Below are 15,839 nucleotides of genomic sequence, written 5' to 3'. Positions count from 1 at the left end.
CCAGATCAGCCCACGGGCACGCCGCGCACCGCGACCGGTCCCCGGGTCGGGTCCAGCTCCGCGCTCTGGTCCACTCCGGACGGTGTCAGCACGTCGAACGCCTTCGGGGCCGTCGCCGGGTCCGCCGCGCAGATCGGAGCCGTGCCGCCCGGCGCGCAGAGGCCGAACGTGTACTGCCCCGGCGTCGGCGTGAACGGCCGCGCCTGGTCGGGGGAGTTGCCGTCCTGCCCGGTCAGCACCACCGCGAACGTCCAGCCCGCGGCCGGGGTGCCGAACGCCGGCTTCGCCACGCTCACGGTGATGTACCGCGTCGCTTGCGAAGCCTGCACCGACGGCGTTGCCAGCGTTGCGCCCGAAGCGTCGACGAGCGCCGGATCCGCGAAGCCTTGGACCTCGATGCGCCGGCTCCATGCGTCCTGCGATGCGATCGTGTACGCCCGGCTCGGGAACGGCGCCGCGGTGGACGTCACCGTCGCCGCCGGGTCGTGCGCGTAGATCGTCAGCAGCTGGGCGCCCAGCGGCGAGCCGAACGTCGGCGACAGGTCCCGGATCTGGGCCCGGAACACCAGGTTCGGGCCCGAGTCGATGACCTGGAACCGCTGCAGGTCGAACGCGCCGGCGTGGAAGTCGCCCGCCGTCGGGTAGGCGTAGGTGCCCGGGCCGTTGTCGTCCCCGTCCGGGTCGGCCTGGTCGAGCAGGACCGTGCCGGAGACGAAGTCCGAGCTGATCGTCTTCTGCGCGTACCCGGTGCCCGCGCCGGTGACCGCCGCGGTGACGACGTTCGCGCCCAGCGGCGTCGGCACCGTCGCGCCGAACTTCCCGTCCGCGGACGCCCGCACCGACAGCACCGAAGTCGTCCCCGCGTCGGTGGCCGAGACGGCGAGGTCGACCTGGCTGCCCGCCGGTGCGGTCCCGCTGACCGCCGCGGTCGCGGTGGACACCGACGCGGGCGCGTCGAGGGTCACCGCCAGCGCCGCCGGCGGGGCGTGCGTGACGTACCGGGCGCGGACGTCGGCGGGCTGCTCGGGGAGACGGCCGTCGTCGAGCGCGCGGGCCAGCCGCACCGACTGCGACTGCGCCCAGCTCAGCGGCGCGACCGAACCGGCGGGCTGCCCCGGCGCGAACCCGATCGACGCCGTGCGCGGGTCCGAGCCGTACGGGGCGGCCGGCACGGCCGGGTTTTCCCACGCCTGCTCGGGAATCAGGCCGGTGCCGCCGGTCTGGGCCCGCATCGCGCGCAGCAGGGACGCCGCCCCCGCGCGGTCGCCCGTCTGCACGGCCTGCTCGCCGCGCTCACCCGCGAGCACCGGCCAGAGGTGGCCCGACCCGGTGTTCGTCGACGGCCACGGCGCCCCGGTCGGGGCGCAGTTCGTCGGGTCCGGCTCGTAGCAGTCGCCGTAGCCGTCTTCGCTGCCCGCCGCGGAAGTGCCGTAGCGGTACCAGCCCGGCCCGGTCGGCGTGTCCCGCTTGATCACCCGGTCGACGACGCCGAGCGACGCGACGACGTCGGGATCGTCCGCGGGCAGCACGCCGAGGCGCGTCAGCTCGAGGAACCCGGCGTCGACGACCGCGCGCTGGTCGGCGTCGACCGAGCCGTTGCCCAGGTTGTAGATCCACTCGGAGTCCGGGGCGCCGTTCTTGGTCAGCCGCAGGAAGTACCGGCCGCCGTACGGGCCGTTCGACGTCACGGTCCAGCCCTTGATGCTGCGCTGGAAGTGGTCGGCCGTGGCGCGGTAGACGCGGGCGCGGGCCGGGTCGCCGTTGCGGTCGGCGATCACGCCGGCCGCGACGAGCCCGGCGATCTCGGCGGCGATCGTCGAGGGGGAGTAGCCGCCCTGCTCCTCCCAGCGTTCCGAGCCGAACGCCGGCCCGTGCGCGACGACGAAGTCCGCGGCCGCGCGGATGTGGTCGGTGTAGAGCGTGCGGTCGCGGTCGAGCCCGGCCTGCAACGCCATCAGGATCGGGTACGCGCTCTCGTCGAGCTGGTCACCGCCGGAGTCGGGCGCCTTCTTGCCGTTGAGCATGGAGTTGCGCGGGAAGCGGCCGTCGGGTTGCTGCTGACGGCCGAACAACCACCGCACACTGGCCCGCGCCGTCTCCCGGTCGCCCGCCGCGAGCAGGCCGGAGAAGCTTTCGTAGAGGTCGCGGGCGAAGATCTCCCGGTACGATCCGAAGTAGACGGGCTTGCCGCCGGGTGCGTCGCCCGCGGAGACGGCCTGGCCCCACGGGCTGCCGAGCGACGCGACCACGGCACCGGGGAACGTCTTGTCCTCACTGGCTTTCAGCACGTTGGCCGACTGGTAGTAAGCGTCGGAGTCCTTGCCGCGCACCGGGATCAGCCCGTTGTCGTAGTCGCGCCAGCCGCGCGCGTACTCGCGGTAGCTCTGGTCGAACGGCGTGCGCAGGCTCGCACCCGCGGTCTGGACCGCCGCGCGCGCGTCCGCGCCGAACCCGAGCGCCAGCACGGCCGGGCGCCGCGGCTCCAGGTCCAGCTGGGCGGTCTGCACCACGTTGCCGTTCACCGCCGACGACGTCGGATCGGTGAGCCGGTGGTCGCGGTCGAGCTGGGCCAGGCCGTCACCCGCGGTGCCGGCGAAACCACTGGACGTGGCGAGGAACCGGCGGTCGGCGCGCAACGCCGCGGCCAGCGGGGTGCCGTAGTCGCGGGCCGGCGCGCTGGACACCGTGTTCGGGTCGGCGCTGACCAGCGCGGACGTCGCCGGGTCGACGGTCGCGGTGTCCCCGCCGCCGTTGGCCGGGCCGCCACCGCCGTTGCCGTTGATGCTCGCGTCGAAGCGCACGTAGACCTTGAGGTCGCGGCCGGACCCGGTGAGCGGGTCCAGGCGTGTCCGGATCAGCACGCCGGTGCGGGCGGGGTCGGTCAGGTAGTCGGTGACCAGCCGGTACTTGCCGTTGCGCGCGGTCGACGTGATCTGGCAGGCCATCCCGCCGGCACTCGTCGAGACCGTGTAGGTCATGTCGCGCGCCTGCAGGTCGGTGAAGGTGCGGCCGTCGGTGACCGCGAACTGCAGCGTCTCGACGTTCGTGTTGTCGATCACCGGTGCGTACACATCGGACAGCACGCCGCCCGCCACCGTGAACCACGCCTTGCTCGTCGTGGTCCGCGCGGTGCCGAGGCAGTCCTTGCGGGCCAGGCCGAAGTGCGAAACCGCGCCCGGCCCGGGGGCCGGGTCGGCGGCGGCCGCCGGTGCGGGCAGCAGGGCCGCGGCCAGCACCGCACACACCAGGACGGACGACGTCGACCGAGTCATCCGCACATCCGATCACGGCGGACGGCGGCGCACCAGGTCCGAAAGCACCAGGGAAGTCGTTGCCCGTGATTGAGATTCCCGACCGGTGGGTAGGAAACGAACAGTCCCCCGGGGAGGTGAACGTGGAAGAGCACGGAGCGGACGGCTGGCGCTACCGCGGCACGATTTCGCCACGGACGCTGCCGAGCTTGCGGCGGCACCTCGTGTCGTGGCTGAGCAGACGAGCCGGAGACGAGGTGGGGCGCCAAGCCGACGACGTCGTCCTGGCCTGCTGGGAAGCCATGGCCAACGTGCTGGACCACGCCTACCGCGGCCGGCCCGGGCTGATCGACGTCCGGGCCCGGATCGACGACGACGTGCTGATCGTCACGGTCGCCGACCAGGGGCGCTGGGCGACGCTGGCCGAGCGCAACGACGGCGGCCGCGGCCTGCTCCTGATCCAGGCGCTGGTCGACGGTCTGGACCTCCGCTCGACCGACGACGGCACGGTGATCACGCTGACCTGGCCGTTCCCGGTCCGCCGCACGGCTTGAGCGTCAGCCCGCCGACGAGACCTCCGACACGAACCGGGCCGCGACCTCCCGCAGCTTGACGTTCGTGTGCTGCGACTCGGTGATCAGCCGTTTCATCGCGTCTTCGGCGGTGATCCGGTGCACGGCCATCAGGATGCCCTTGGCCTGCTCGATCACCGCTCGCGTGGTCATCGCCGTCTCGAGGTCGGCGGTGCGCTGCCGGGCCCGCAGGTAGCGGCGCGTGGTGCGCAGCCCGAACGAGACGATCTCGGTGTAGAGCCGGAGGATCCGGGAGTCGGTCTCGGCGAACCCGTGGTCGCCGTAGCCGAAGAGGTTCAACGCACCGGCGAGGTGCTCGTCGACCCGCAGGGGCGCGGCGAGGTAGCTGCCGACGCCGAGGCGGCGGGCGTTCTCGGTGAACTCCGGCCACAGGACACCGGCCGTGGGCACCGACAGCCGGACGATCTCGCCGGACTCCGCCGCCCGCAGGCACGGGCCCTCGCCCACGGCGTACTGGACGCGGTCGATCTCGACGGCGCGCTCGTCGGTCGACGCGGCGGTTTCCGGCTCACCGTCGCGGATCGCGGTGATGCTGGCCATGTCGGCGCCGGGCACGGCCCGGACGGCGTCGGCGCAGACGGCCTCGAGGATCTCCGCTTCCGCGGGCTCGCTCTCCAGCGCGCTCGTGAGGTCCGCCATCACGGCGGTCAGCTCGTCGAGGTGCTCGGCCGGGATCGGCTCACCGGTCACTGCTGGGTCACCTCCGTCAGGGTCCAGCCGCGACCTTACCCGGGTCCGTCGGCGGACCCGCGCAGGAGAGGCGGTGACTCCGGCGCGGCGCTCACTGTTGAACGTCGTGGGTCGGGCGCCGGGCCACCTGGCGACAGCCGGAAGTGCAACCCACCCGGCGACCGTCGCTGCGAATGGCTTACCCGTTGCTCCGGATGCCAACCGCTCAGCGGATCATCACTTTCGCGGCTTCGGTGAGCCCCGAGACGCGCAGGACCCGTTCGAGCAGGCGCGGTGCGACCAGACGCAGGTCGTGCCCGACCGCCCGGTCGAAGAGAGCGGCGACGCCGGCGCTGTCGAGGTAGGTCACCCCGGTCAGGTCGACGGTGAGCGCGGTCCCCGCGGCCAGCTCGCGGCCGAGCGCCGCGGCGAACTCCGCGGCGTTGCTCATGTCGACCTCACCGGTCACGGTGAGGATCCGGTCTCCGTCGTCGCCCGCGGTGGCGACCAGCGTGAGGGCCGTCGTCGTCACGAACCGATTCTCCATTCCAGCGTGACGGTGGTCCCTGCCGGGTCGTGCCGGACGGTGACCGCGTCGGCCAGCGCTTCCATCATCGGCATGCCGCGGCCGCGGAGCACGTGGTTGTCCGGCGGCGGGTCCTTCCAGCGGCCCTGGTCGGTCACCGTGACGAGCAGGTGCGTGCCGGTGAGGTGCGCGGCCAGGCGCGCGGTGCCGCCGTCGGCGGGGTAGGCGTGTTCGACCGCGTTGGCACAGGCCTCGCCCGCGGCGACGAGCACGTCCTGCGCGAGATCGTCCTCGAGCGCCGCGGTGCCCAGCCACGCGCGCAGCCAGTGGCGGGTGGACGCGAGGTTGTCCGGGTGCGCCGCGAAGTCCAGCTCCAGCGGCGGCACGGTCCGGCGGTAGAGCAGCAGCGCGACGTCGTCCTCGTACCCGCCGGCCGGCCGGAGCCGGCCCATCAGCGTGGCCGCCAGGTCGGCGAGCTCGGCTTCGCGGGCGCCGTGGGCGACCACGGTGGCCCGGTCGATGCCTTCGTCCAGCGACTCGCGGCGGCGTTCGACGAGGCCGTCGGTGTAGAGCATCAGCAGCGAGCCGACCGGGACGACCGCCGTGGCCTCCGGGCGCTTGGCCGGGATGCGGACGGCGAGCGGCACGCTGCCGCCCGCGTCGAGGAACTCCGCCGTGCCGTCGTGGTGGACCAGGGTGGCCGGCGGGTGCCCGGCGCTGCTGTAGGTCAGCGCGCCGGTGGCCGGGTCGAGGACGCCGCAGAAGACGGTGGTGCACAACGCACCCGGCAGCCGGTCGGCGAAGCGGTCGAGCGTGGTCAGGGTATGCGCCGGGCCGTTGGCCTCCAGCAGCAGCGCGCGGCAGGCGCTGCGCAGCTGGCCCATCACCGCGGCCGCGGCGAGCCCCCGGCCGACGCAGTCGCCGACGACGATGCCGATCCGGTCGCCGGCCAGCGGGACGACGTCGTACCAGTCACCGCCGACCTCCAGCGGCGGGTTCGCCGGCTCGTAGCGCACCGCGAAGCCGTCGGGAAGCCGGGCGGGGCCCAGGATCGAGCGCTGCAACGCAATCGCGACCTCGCGCTGGCGGTCGTCGCGGTGCGCCCGGCGCAGCGCGTGCGCGAGGGTCCCGGCGAGCAGCGCCAGCAGCGTCCGGTCCTCGATGCCGAGCGGGCGGGCCGGGTCCGGCTCGACCCAGAGCGTCAGCCGGCCGCCCGGGTGGTCCAGCGTCGTCCCGGCGCCGCCTTCCGCCGCGGTCGCGTGCAACGCCGGGAGCGAGCGGAGCCGGTCGAGGGTCGCGCGCAGCGGCGCGGCGAGGTCGGTCCACCGCCGGTCGACGGGGGTGGTCGAAGCCAGCTCCGGTTCGCCGTCGCGCGGCCAGGTCACCGCGAGCACGCGCGTGGCCTGCCACAGCTCGCGCAGCATGTCCAGACCGGTGCGCAGCACGTCCGGCACCCCGCTGATCCCGGCGAGGCGCTGGTTCATCGCGGCGAGCGCGTTCTCCCGCTGCACGGCGTAGCGCTCCGCCGTGACGTCGCGGATCGTGCCGATGAGCCGGCGGTCGCCGTCGTCGTCGTACAGCTCCTTGTAGGCGATCGCGGCCCACACGCGGTGCCCGTCGCGGTGCTTCAGCGGCAGCACGAAGCTGCCGGACGGCTCGGTCCGCGACCGGCCCAGCGCCTCGGCGACCTGCCGGTGGGCGGCGGGGTCGTCCGGGCCGGGCGCCCAGGGGAACGGCGGCGAGTAGGGCAGTCCTTCGGGGCCGTAGCCCAGCAGCTCGATGCACGCGGCGTTGATCTCCACGACCCGGCCGTCGGAGTCGCAGACGAAGAAGCCCTCCTGCAGCGAGTCGATCATCGCCGCGCGCCAGCGGGAGTGCTGGGTCCGCAGCCGGGCCATCCGGACGGTCGTGCGGACGCGGGCGAGCAGCTCCTGCGCGGAGAACGGCTTCACGAGGTAGTCGTCGGCGCCGGCGGCCAGCCCGTCGACGGCGGCCTCCTGGCCGGCCCGCGCGGACAGCAGCAGCACGGGCACGGCGGCGGTCCGCGGCACTCGCCGCAGTTCGGCGAGCAGCTCCAAGCCGTCCAGCCGCGGCATCATCACGTCGCTGATGATCAGGTCGGGCGGCGCGGCGGACGCGGCGGCGAACGCCTCGACGCCGTCGCGGACCGCGGTGACCACGTAGTCGTCGCGCAGCAGGCGGGCCAGGTAGTCGCGCATGTCGGCGTTGTCGTCGGCGACGAGCACGTGCGCGCCCGTGGTCCGGCCGGGCGCCGGCCGGAGCCCGCTGTCGTCGTCCGGCAGCCAGCGCAGCGTCTCCTGCACGAACGGCTCGACCGTTTCGGCGGCGATCCCGCCGGCCGACGGTTCCGGGGCGACCTGCTCGGCGGGCAGGTGCCGGCTGCCCAGGGGCAGCCGGATCCGGAACGTCGTGCCCGCGCCGGGGGTGCTGTCCACGGCGACGCTGCCGCCGTGCATGGTGACGAGCTCGCGCACCAGCGCCAGGCCGATGCCGCTGCCTTCGTTCGAGCGCGCCCGCGCCGACTCGATCCGGTGGAACCGCTCGAAGAGCCGGGGCAGCTCGGCCGCCTCGATGCCGATCCCGGTGTCGGAGACGGTGACCACGGCGTGTTCGCCGTCGAGGGCGGTGCCGACCCGGATCTCGCCGTCGAAGGTGAACTTGACCGCGTTGGACAGCAGGTTGAGGACGACCTTCTCCCACATCCCGCGGTCGACGTGCACCGGTTCGGCCAGCGGCGGGCAGTCGACGGTGAACCGCAGCCCGGCCCGTTCCACGGCGGCGCGGAACACGCTCGCCAGCTCCGCGGTGAAGGCGGAGAGGTCCACCGGTTCGAACCGGGCCTGCATGCGGCCCGCCTCGAGCCGGGAGAAGTCGAGCAGGGTGTTCACCAGCCGCCCCAGCCGCAGCGCGTTGCGGTGGATGACGGCGACCTCTTCGCGCACGCGTTCGTCGGCGTCGCCGAGCGACTTGCCGAGCTCGGCGACCGGCCCCTGGATCAGGGTGAGCGGCGTCCGGAACTCGTGGCTGATGTTGGCGAAGAACGCCGTCTTCGCCGCGTCCAGCTCGGTCAGGTCTTCCGCGCGCTGCCGCTGCACCCGGTAGGCGAGCGCGCCGTTGACCAGCGCCGCCGTCTGCTGGGCGACCAGCCCGAGGAAGGTCCGGTAGGACTCGTCGAGGGCGTGCCCGGCGCTCGCCGCGAGCACGATCACGCCGGTGGCCGGGCGGCCGGCGTCCCCGGGCAGCGGCAGCACCACCGCCTCGGTGGGCGGGGTGGACCAGCCACCCGACGGCAGCTCGCCGAAGGTCGCCGTCAGGTCGGTCACGGTCCGCGCGGTCCCGTCGGCGAGCACGGCATCGAGCGGCCAGCCGTCCGCGTGCCCGGCCCCGCCGGGGGTGACGGCCGCGAGCGCGAGCCCGCCGTCCTCGTCGAGGACGTGGATCGCGGCGTAGGGGACGTCGTCGCCGGCCCGCGCGAGGACGCCGGCGACGAGGTCGCAGGCCTCGCCGACGGTCCGGGCCGAGCCCACCTGGGCGCCGAGCTCGCGCAGGGTGGCCAGCCGGCGGCCGCCGATCACGCGCTCGGTGGTGTCGGTGACCGCGGTGAACACGGCCCGCACGCCACCTTCGTCGTCGTGGAGCGGGCTGTAGGAGTACGTCCAGTAGGTCTCTTCCCAGTAGCCGTGCCGGTTCATCGGCAGCAGCAGGTCCTCCGACCAGGTCGCCTCGCCGGTGGCCATCACGCCCTCGAGCATCGGGCCGATGATGTGCCAGATCTCGGCCCAGACCTCGGCGCCCGGCTTGTCCAGCGCCGGGTGCTTGGTGCCGAGCAGCGGCAGGTAGGCGTCGTTGTAGAGGAACCGCAGCTCCGGCCCCCACCAGACGATCATGGGGAAGCGCGAGGTGAGGCAGATCCGCACGGCCGTCGTCAGGCTCGCCGGCCAGTCCGCCGGGTGGCCGAGCGGCGACGACGCCCAGTCGAACTCCCGCATCCGGGCGGCCATCTCGCTGGTCCCCGGGAAAACGGCGTGCTGGCCGGATTCCTCGCCGACGCTCATCACACTCCCGGTTCACGCGGCCCCGGCTGAGCCTACTCGACCCCAGGAGCCCTTGCCGGGTAGGCGACCCGGGTGCGGCCGCCCGGCCCACCCGGTCAGGAAACCGTGTCGTCCAGCCAGGTCATCGTCACCGTGGTGCCGTCCTCGCGGTGCACCTGCGCGCTGTGGTCGGCGAGGCTGTCGATGAGGAGCAACCCGCGGCCCCGCAAGCCGTTCGTGTCGGCCGGGGTGCGCCAGGCACCGTAGTCGGTGACCGTCACGGTCAGGCGGCCGTGCTGTGCTTCGGCCCGGACGTCGACCGCGCCCGCCGCACCTTCGGCGTAGGCGTGTTCCGCGGAGTTGGCCATCGCTTCGTAGCCGGCGAGGACGACGTCCTCCTGGCGTTCTTCGGTCAGGCCGAGCGTGCCCAGCCACTTCGCCAGCGCTTCGCGCAGTTCCGGCAGCCGGTCGGCGATCGCGACCGTGCGGCGGTGGAACGCCGCCGGGGGCGCGGGCGGCGCGCCCGGGGGGAGGGGGTCCGTCATGGTGCGTCCTCTCCGCGGTTGCGCACGTGGATCAGCGCGATGTCGTCGTCGTGGCGGCCGCGGGTCAGCTCGTCCACCAGCTTGTCCCACGCCGTGCCGAGGTCGGGCGCGGTCAGCACCGCGGGGATGCCCGCCAGCAGCCATTCCACACCCAGGGTGAGGTCGCGCGTACGGCTTTCGACCAGCCCGTCCGTGTAGAGCACCAGGTCCGCCCCGGCCGGGAAGCCGGTGGTGCGCTGGGGGAACTCGGCCCCGACGCCCAGTGGCTGTGCCAGCGCCTCGCCGATCTGCTCCGGCCCGGCGTCCGGGCGGACGAGGATCGCCGGCAGGTGGCCGGCGTTCGCGAAGGTCAGCGTGCCCTCACCGGGCCGGTGCACGGCGTAGAAGCAGGTGACGAAGCTCTCGCCGAACAGCCCGCCCGTCAGCGCGGAGACGGTGCGCAGCACTTCCGAAGGGGACAGCTCGAGCAGCGCGTAGCAGCGGATGGCCGTGCGGACCTGGGCCATCACGGTCGCGGCCGTGACGCCGTGGCCGACGACGTCGCCGATGACGAACGCGGTCGCGCCCGAGGGCAGCGCGATGACGTCGAACCAGTCGCCACCCACCTTGCCGCCCGTCGCCGCGGGCAGGTACCGCGTGACGACGTCGAGGCCCGGCGGGGCCGGCGCGACCGGCAGCATGCTGCGCGACAACTCCGAAGCGAGGTTGCGTTCGCGCTCGTAGAGGCGGGCGTTGTCCAGCGCGATGGCCGAATAGCCGGCGATGCCTTCGGCGAGGTACTCGTGCCGCGCGGTGAACCGCCCGGGCCGCGAGTGGCCGAAGAAGAACCCGCCGAGCACGTCTTCGGACGTCGGGCTGATCACCGAGACGGCCAGGTAGCTGCGCACGGGCAGGTGCCCCTCCGGCATCCCGTGGTACGGCGCGTTGTGCCCGAACCGCGGGTCCTGCGTGATGTCCGCGCTGCGGACGGTGCCGGTGCCGTCGAAGGTCGGCGCGAACACGTCGGTGTTGCGCGGCATCGGGAACCGGGTGAACGCCTCGCGCGGCACGCCCGAAATCGTGTAGAGCGTGTAGGACTCGCCGAGCTCGTCGATCAGGTTGTAGAAGAACGCGCCGAACTCCGCGCCGGTCGCCTCGGTGGCCGCGTCCGTCGCGCCCTGCACGATCCGGTCGATGTCGAGCTGGGCGGTCAGCTCGCGGCCGACCGAGTGCAGTGCGTCGAGCACCGCGGCTTCGGCACGGAGGCGGCGCACGACGCCGCTCGAGTGCGCGGTCGCCGCCTCGATCCCGGTGGCGACCGCGTGCGGGGTCCCGCCGACGTCCTCGGTGGTGTAGACCAGCACGTCCTGGCCGTCGCCGGTGAGGGCCACCGCGCCGGTGACCGCCCGGTCCGGCAGCAGCTCCGCCAGGACCGCGCGGTCGGTCACGGCGACCGCGACGTGGTCGCCCAGCACCGCGCGGGCTTCGGCCGGCTCGAGCGGCCGGACGTCCGTGGCCGCCGGGGTGCCCGTGGCGCCGACGAACGCCCGGCGCACGGCGTCGAGCAGCTCGTCGAACCCCGGGGCGGTCATCCGGTGGCCAGCGCCTCGGTCAGCGACGGGTAGATGGCGAGCTCGTCGGTCAGCCGGGTCAGTTCCAAGGGGCGCAAGGTGATCCGGCCGGTGGCGACCACCCGCAGCGGCGCGGACACCGTCCGCCCGCGGTGCGCGCGCACGAGTTCGGCCATCCCCGCCGAAGCCAGGAACGTGACGCCGGTCAGGTCGATGACGACCATCGTGGGGTCCTGGCGCGCCGCGCGTTCGGCCAGCTGCCGGAGCTTGGGCGCCAGCGCGAGGTCGAGCGCGCCGCCGACCCGGAGCACGGCCGCGCCTTCGCGGGTCTCCAAGGCCACCGTGCCCGCTGAGCTGGCGGCGTCGCCGAGGGAGTTCCCGGTCGCGTCCGTTTCGGCCATGATGACCATCCTGCCTGTTCGCGCACGCCGCGCAAAGCCGAAACGGATCCTGAACCGGCGGGGGGTGAGCGGGCCGGGCATGATGGGTCCCGGTTGAGCAGACAGCCTTCGTGATCACGCACGCCCTCCGGACGTTCCCCGGTGGCGTTGCCGAAGGCGAGGAGAACACCATGACGGAACACATCCACGGTGAAGGCCCGGCCACCGCTGTGCCATTCGGAGAGTTCCGGATCGCCCGAACGGAGCAGGACGGCGCGGTCGTCGTCGAGGTCGCCGGAGACGTGGACACGACCACCGCGCCGAAGCTCGTCGAGGCCGCGCAAGCGGAACTGGCGGGCGCCCCGGCGTTGCTGGTGGTCGATCTGACCAGGGTCGAGTTCCTCGCCTCGCCCGGTCTGACGGCGTTGCTGACGATCCACCGCGAAGCCGGTCCCGGTACCGCGGTGCGGATCGTCGCGTCCGGCCGGGCGACGCTGCGCCCGATCCAGCTGACCGGGCTCGAGGACAGTCTTTCGCTGTTCCCGACCAGAGAGGCGGCGCTGGCCGGGGCCTGACCGGTGCCGTCCCGGCCCGTCAGTCCTCGGCCGGGACGGCTTTCCGCTCGATGGCCAGCAGCGCGACGTCGTCCTGGGCCGGCCGGTTGCCGATCATCGCGGCCATCACCTGCGCGCAGACCCGTTCCGGCTCGCCGGCGCGCAGCGTGTCCGCGAGCAGCCGCATTCCGGCGTCCACCGGCCGGTCACGGCGTTCGACGAGGCCGTCGGTGTAGAACGCGAGCACGCTGCCCGGCGGCAGGGGCACCACGGTCGTGCGCCGCTGCGGTTCCCCGATGGTCAACCCGATCGGGGGATCCGGCGGCGCGTCCACCAGCCGGCCGGCACCGCCGGGCAGGGCCTGCACCGGCGGCAGGTGCCCGGCCAGGGACAGCGCGACGCTGTCGCGGCCCGGCTCGACGATCCCGTAGGCGACCGTGGCCATCGCGCCGTGCTCGAAGTGGTTGGCCTTGCGGTCGAGCTTGGCGAGCACTTCGGCCGGGCTTTCGCAGTCCAGCGCGTAGGCGCGCAAGGCGCTGCGGAGCCGGCCCATGATCACGGCGGCCTCCAGACCGTGGCCGGAGACGTCGCCCATCACGACGCCCAGCCGGTCGTCCGGCAGGACGAACAGGTCGTACCAGTCGCCGCCGATGCCGGTTTCCGCGCCGGGCACGTACCGGGCGCCGAAACCGAGGCCGGACACGTCCGGCAGGCTGCTCGGCAGCAGGCTGCGCTGCAGCGCCATGGTGGCGGTGCGGTTCTCTTCGAGCGCCTCGACCTGGATCGCCATCGCCAGCCGGTCGGCGAGCAGCTGCAAGGTGACGACCTCGGTTTCGGTGAACTGCCGGGCCGCGACCGATCCGACGTGCAGCACCCCGACGAGCTCGCCGCCCGTGATCATCGGCACACCGAGCATGGAGTGCAGGCCGCGTTCCCACAGCAGGGAGTTCACGACGGTGGTTTCGTCGACGTGGTCGAGCGCAACGGGTTCCCGCTCGAGCGCGACCCGGCCGGCGAAGCCGCTGCCCACCGGCACCCGGACGCCCTGGTGGACCTCTTCTTCGATGCCGGACGCCGCGAACGCCACGAGCTGACGGCCGCTGGCCTGGTACCGCAGCACCGTCGCGGTGTCGACGTCCATGACCTCGCGCAGCCGCTGCAGGGTCCCGGCGAGCAGCTCGGGCAGCCCGAGGTGCCCGGCGGGCGCGCCGATGATCGCCTCCAGCTGCTGCAGCCGGTCCTGGGCGTCGAGACTTCGCGACATGGACAGACCCTAGCCGGAACTCCTTTGCGGGCCTAACCATCCCGGGTTTCGACGGCGGGTCCTCGGGGGTACCAGCCGGGCGTGAAGGTCGACTTGGCGTGGGTGGCCGTGCTGCGGCACGGCGAGAGCACCGGGAACGTCGCCCGCGAGGAAGCGGAGGCGGCGGGCGCGGATGTGATCGACATCGCCGAGCGCGACGCCGACGTCCCGCTGACCGACCTCGGCCGCGAACAGGCCGAAGCGGCACGGGAGCTGGTGGCCGGGCTCGCGCCGGACGTCGTCGTCACCTCGACCTACCGCCGGGCCTGGGACACCGCGCGCGTGGCCGCGCCGGCCGGCGTACCGGTCGTCCCGGACGAGCGGCTGCGTGACCGCGAACTCGGCGTGCTGGACCTCCTGACGTCGCACGGCGTGCGCGAGCGGTGGCCCGACGAGCTGCGCCGCAAGCGGCGGCTGGGGAAGTTCTACTACCGCCCTCCGGGCGGGGAGTCCTGGGCGGACGTCGTGCTGCGGCTGCGGTCCCTGCTGGCCGAGCTGAGCTCGGAACGGCCCGGCGCGCGCGTCCTGCTGGCCGCGCACGAAATGACGACCTTCGCCCTGCGCTACCTCCTCGAAGGCCTGCCGGAGCCGGACCTGCTGCGCGCGGCGGCCGTCACCGACGTCCCGAACGCCTCCCTGACCACCTGGGAACCCGACCCCGACGGCGGCTTCACGATGGTCCTGGCCCAGGAGACCTCGCCGTGTCGACCCTTCAATCACGCGTGATGCCCCTCCAATCACGCGTGATGCCTCCCTGATCACACGTGATGCCCGTCCGATCACGGCCGATGCCGTGCGGGAAGGGTCGACACGCGTGATTGGACGCTCGATACGGTGTCAGCGCTGGGCGGTCGGCCGGACGACCAGCTCGTTGACGTCCACTCCGTCGGGCTGGCCGATCGCGTAGGAGATCGCCGCGGCGATGGTGTCCGGGGCGAGGGTCACCGCGCGGTAGGTGCGCATCGCCTCCCGCGCCCCGCGTTCCGTGATCGTGTCGGCCAGTTCGGACTCGACGACGCCCGGTGAAACCGTCGTGACGCGGAGGCCGGGCTCGGCCTCCAGCCGAAGCCCTTCCGTGATCGCCCGGGCCGCGTACTTCGTGCCGCAGTAGACCGCGGCGGTCGGCACGACCTCGTGCGCGCCGGTCGAGGCGATCGTCACGAAGTGCCCGGACCCCTGCCGCCGGAAGTGCGGCAGGGCGGCCGCGATCCCGTGCAGCAGGCCGCGGACGTTGACGTCGATCATCCGGTCCCACTCGTCGACGTGCAGGGAGTCCAACCGCGACAACGGCATCACGCCCGCGTTGGCGACGAACACGTCGAGCCGCCCGTGCGCCCGCACCGCCGCGTCGGCGAACTCGGCGACGTCCGCGCGGTCGGTGACGTCGAGGCGGTGGACGTCGGCCGTGCCGCCCGCGTCGTGGATTTCCTTGGCCAGCTCGGTCAGCCGGTCTTCGCGCCGGGCGCCGAGCACGACGTGGTGGCCTTCGCAGGCCAGTCGCAACGCGGTGGCGTGCCCGATGCCGCTGCTGGCCCCGGTGATGAGGACGGTCTTCACGGATTTCCTTTCACGAAACGGGGAAGTCGGCGCCGAGGGTGACCTCGCGCCAGGTGTCGAAGCCGGCCCGCAGCGTGTCGAGGCGGGCGGTGGCGATGTCGTAGGCGGCCTTGCCGAGGAGCAGCCGCAGCGGCGGTTCGGGGGAGTCGACGGCGGTGAGGATCGCCTCGGCCGCGCGCACCGGGTCGCCGGGCTGGTTCCCGTACGTCGCCGTCGTGGCCGCGCGACGTGCGCCGGCCGTCGCCGCGTAGTCGTCGATGTGCGTCGCCGACTGCTTCATCGACGGCCCGGACCAGTTGGTGCGAAAGGCGGCGGGCTCGACGATCGTCACCTTGATCCCCAGCGGCGTCACTTCCGCGGCGAGCGACTCGGAAAGCCCCTCCACGGCGAACTTCGTCGCGTGGTAGTACCCGGTGGCGCCGAAGGCCGCGAGCCCGCCGAGCGACGACACGTTCACGACGTGCCCGCGCCGCCGCGCCCGCATCCCCGGCAGCACCGCCCGGGTGACGTCGGCGAGGCCGAAGACGTTGGTGTCGAACAACTTCCGGACCTCGTCGTCCTCGCCTTCCTCGACGGCGGCGAGGTAGCCGTAGCCGGCGTTGTTGACCAGGACGTCGATTCCGCCGAACGCGGTTTCGGCCCGCTTCACCGCGGCGGCGACCTGGGCGTGGTCGGTGACGTCGAGCGGCAGCGCCAAAACGCGGTCGCCGTGCGCCGCGACGAGGTCGCCGAGCTGCGCCGGATCACGAGCCGTGACGACGGCGCGCAGTCCCCGTTCGAGCACGGCCGTGGCCAGTGCCCGGCCGAGGCCGGTGGAACAGCCGGTGACGAACCAGTTTTCGGGCATGACGAAGTA

The 15,839-nt window shown here is 73.5% G+C and carries 13 protein-coding genes; 3 read left to right on the top strand and 10 right to left on the bottom strand.

Annotated elements, in window-relative coordinates; translation table 11 throughout:
- Positions 1-5 precede the first annotated feature (5 nt).
- A complete protein-coding gene (locus ACWEN0_RS38400; protein ID WP_451984841.1) occupies positions 6-3,272 on the bottom strand; it encodes a glucodextranase DOMON-like domain-containing protein in 3,267 nt (1,088 codons plus the stop codon).
- Between the two features lie 122 nt (positions 3,273-3,394).
- Here ACWEN0_RS38400 and ACWEN0_RS38395 point away from each other — a divergent pair, with 122 nt between their 5' ends.
- Entirely contained in the window at positions 3,395-3,805 is a 411-nt protein-coding gene (locus ACWEN0_RS38395) for an ATP-binding protein (protein WP_451984839.1), read from the top strand.
- Positions 3,806-3,808: 3 nt separating this feature from the next.
- Here the strand turns inward: ACWEN0_RS38395 and ACWEN0_RS38390 are convergent, their stop codons facing one another.
- From ACWEN0_RS38390 to ACWEN0_RS38365, 6 genes are all read right to left on the bottom strand, one after another.
- On the bottom strand, positions 3,809-4,534 hold the full coding sequence (locus ACWEN0_RS38390) for an ANTAR domain-containing protein (RefSeq protein ID WP_451984837.1): 726 nt from the start codon (positions 4,532-4,534) through the stop codon (positions 3,809-3,811).
- 205 nt (positions 4,535-4,739) lie between these two features.
- Positions 4,740-5,045 (bottom strand): STAS domain-containing protein, encoded by a 306-nt coding sequence (locus ACWEN0_RS38385; protein ID WP_451984835.1) that lies wholly within the window; start codon positions 5,043-5,045, stop codon positions 4,740-4,742.
- Positions 5,042-9,115 (bottom strand): SpoIIE family protein phosphatase, encoded by a 4,074-nt coding sequence (locus ACWEN0_RS38380; protein WP_451984833.1) that lies wholly within the window; start codon positions 9,113-9,115, stop codon positions 5,042-5,044. The genes ACWEN0_RS38385 and ACWEN0_RS38380 overlap by 4 nt, the downstream gene beginning before the upstream one ends.
- A 95-nt stretch (positions 9,116-9,210) precedes the next feature.
- Positions 9,211-9,639, bottom strand: coding sequence for an ATP-binding protein (locus ACWEN0_RS38375; RefSeq protein ID WP_451984831.1), 429 nt, complete (start codon positions 9,637-9,639; stop codon positions 9,211-9,213).
- Entirely contained in the window at positions 9,636-11,210 is a 1,575-nt protein-coding gene (locus tag ACWEN0_RS38370) for a PP2C family protein-serine/threonine phosphatase (protein ID WP_451984829.1), read from the bottom strand. The genes ACWEN0_RS38375 and ACWEN0_RS38370 overlap by 4 nt, the downstream gene beginning before the upstream one ends.
- Positions 11,207-11,590, bottom strand: coding sequence for an STAS domain-containing protein (locus ACWEN0_RS38365; RefSeq protein WP_451984827.1), 384 nt, complete (start codon positions 11,588-11,590; stop codon positions 11,207-11,209). The genes ACWEN0_RS38370 and ACWEN0_RS38365 overlap by 4 nt, the downstream gene beginning before the upstream one ends.
- 170 nt (positions 11,591-11,760) lie before the next feature.
- Between ACWEN0_RS38365 and ACWEN0_RS38360 the strand changes: the two genes are divergently transcribed.
- Positions 11,761-12,144, top strand: a complete 384-nt coding sequence (locus ACWEN0_RS38360) for an STAS domain-containing protein (RefSeq protein WP_451984825.1) — start codon at positions 11,761-11,763, stop codon at positions 12,142-12,144.
- 19 nt (positions 12,145-12,163) lie between these two features.
- Here the strand turns inward: ACWEN0_RS38360 and ACWEN0_RS38355 are convergent, their stop codons facing one another.
- Entirely contained in the window at positions 12,164-13,387 is a 1,224-nt protein-coding gene (locus ACWEN0_RS38355; protein ID WP_451984823.1) for a PP2C family protein-serine/threonine phosphatase, read from the bottom strand.
- Between the two features lie 81 nt (positions 13,388-13,468).
- Between ACWEN0_RS38355 and ACWEN0_RS38350 the strand changes: the two genes are divergently transcribed.
- Positions 13,469-14,152 carry a histidine phosphatase family protein gene (locus tag ACWEN0_RS38350; protein WP_451984821.1) on the top strand — a complete coding sequence of 228 codons (684 nt, stop codon included), beginning with the start codon at positions 13,469-13,471 and terminating at the stop codon, positions 14,150-14,152.
- A gap of 111 nt (positions 14,153-14,263) precedes the next feature.
- On the opposite strand, the gene ACWEN0_RS38345 is transcribed toward ACWEN0_RS38350, so the two are convergent.
- Positions 14,264-14,983, bottom strand: a complete 720-nt coding sequence (locus ACWEN0_RS38345; RefSeq protein WP_451984819.1) for an SDR family oxidoreductase — start codon at positions 14,981-14,983, stop codon at positions 14,264-14,266.
- Positions 14,984-14,993: 10 nt separating this feature from the next.
- Positions 14,994-15,830 (bottom strand): oxidoreductase, encoded by an 837-nt coding sequence (locus ACWEN0_RS38340; RefSeq protein WP_451984817.1) that lies wholly within the window; start codon positions 15,828-15,830, stop codon positions 14,994-14,996.
- Positions 15,831-15,839 lie beyond the last annotated feature (9 nt).

The organism is Amycolatopsis sp. NPDC004378, assembly GCF_053602455.1.
Note: the sequence above shows the minus strand (reverse complement) of the source record. Positions and strands in the feature narration are given on the sequence as shown.

What these genes read in the sequence shown, in the direction of transcription:
- ACWEN0_RS38400 (WP_451984841.1), bottom strand. Translation starts at nt 3,272, where the DNA reads ATGACTCGGTCGACGTCGTCCGTCCTGGTGTGTGCGGTGCTGGCCGCG.
- ACWEN0_RS38380 (WP_451984833.1), bottom strand. Translation starts at nt 9,115, where the DNA reads ATGAGCGTCGGCGAGGAATCCGGCCAGCACGCCGTTTTCCCGGGGACC.
- ACWEN0_RS38375 (WP_451984831.1), bottom strand. Translation starts at nt 9,639, where the DNA reads ATGACGGACCCCCTCCCCCCGGGCGCGCCGCCCGCGCCCCCGGCGGCG.
- ACWEN0_RS38370 (WP_451984829.1), bottom strand. Translation starts at nt 11,210, where the DNA reads ATGACCGCCCCGGGGTTCGACGAGCTGCTCGACGCCGTGCGCCGGGCG.
- ACWEN0_RS38365 (WP_451984827.1), bottom strand. Translation starts at nt 11,590, where the DNA reads ATGGCCGAAACGGACGCGACCGGGAACTCCCTCGGCGACGCCGCCAGC.
- ACWEN0_RS38360 (WP_451984825.1), top strand. Translation starts at nt 11,761, where the DNA reads ATGACGGAACACATCCACGGTGAAGGCCCGGCCACCGCTGTGCCATTC.
- ACWEN0_RS38355 (WP_451984823.1), bottom strand. Translation starts at nt 13,387, where the DNA reads ATGTCGCGAAGTCTCGACGCCCAGGACCGGCTGCAGCAGCTGGAGGCG.
- ACWEN0_RS38340 (WP_451984817.1), bottom strand. Translation starts at nt 15,830, where the DNA reads ATGCCCGAAAACTGGTTCGTCACCGGCTGTTCCACCGGCCTCGGCCGG.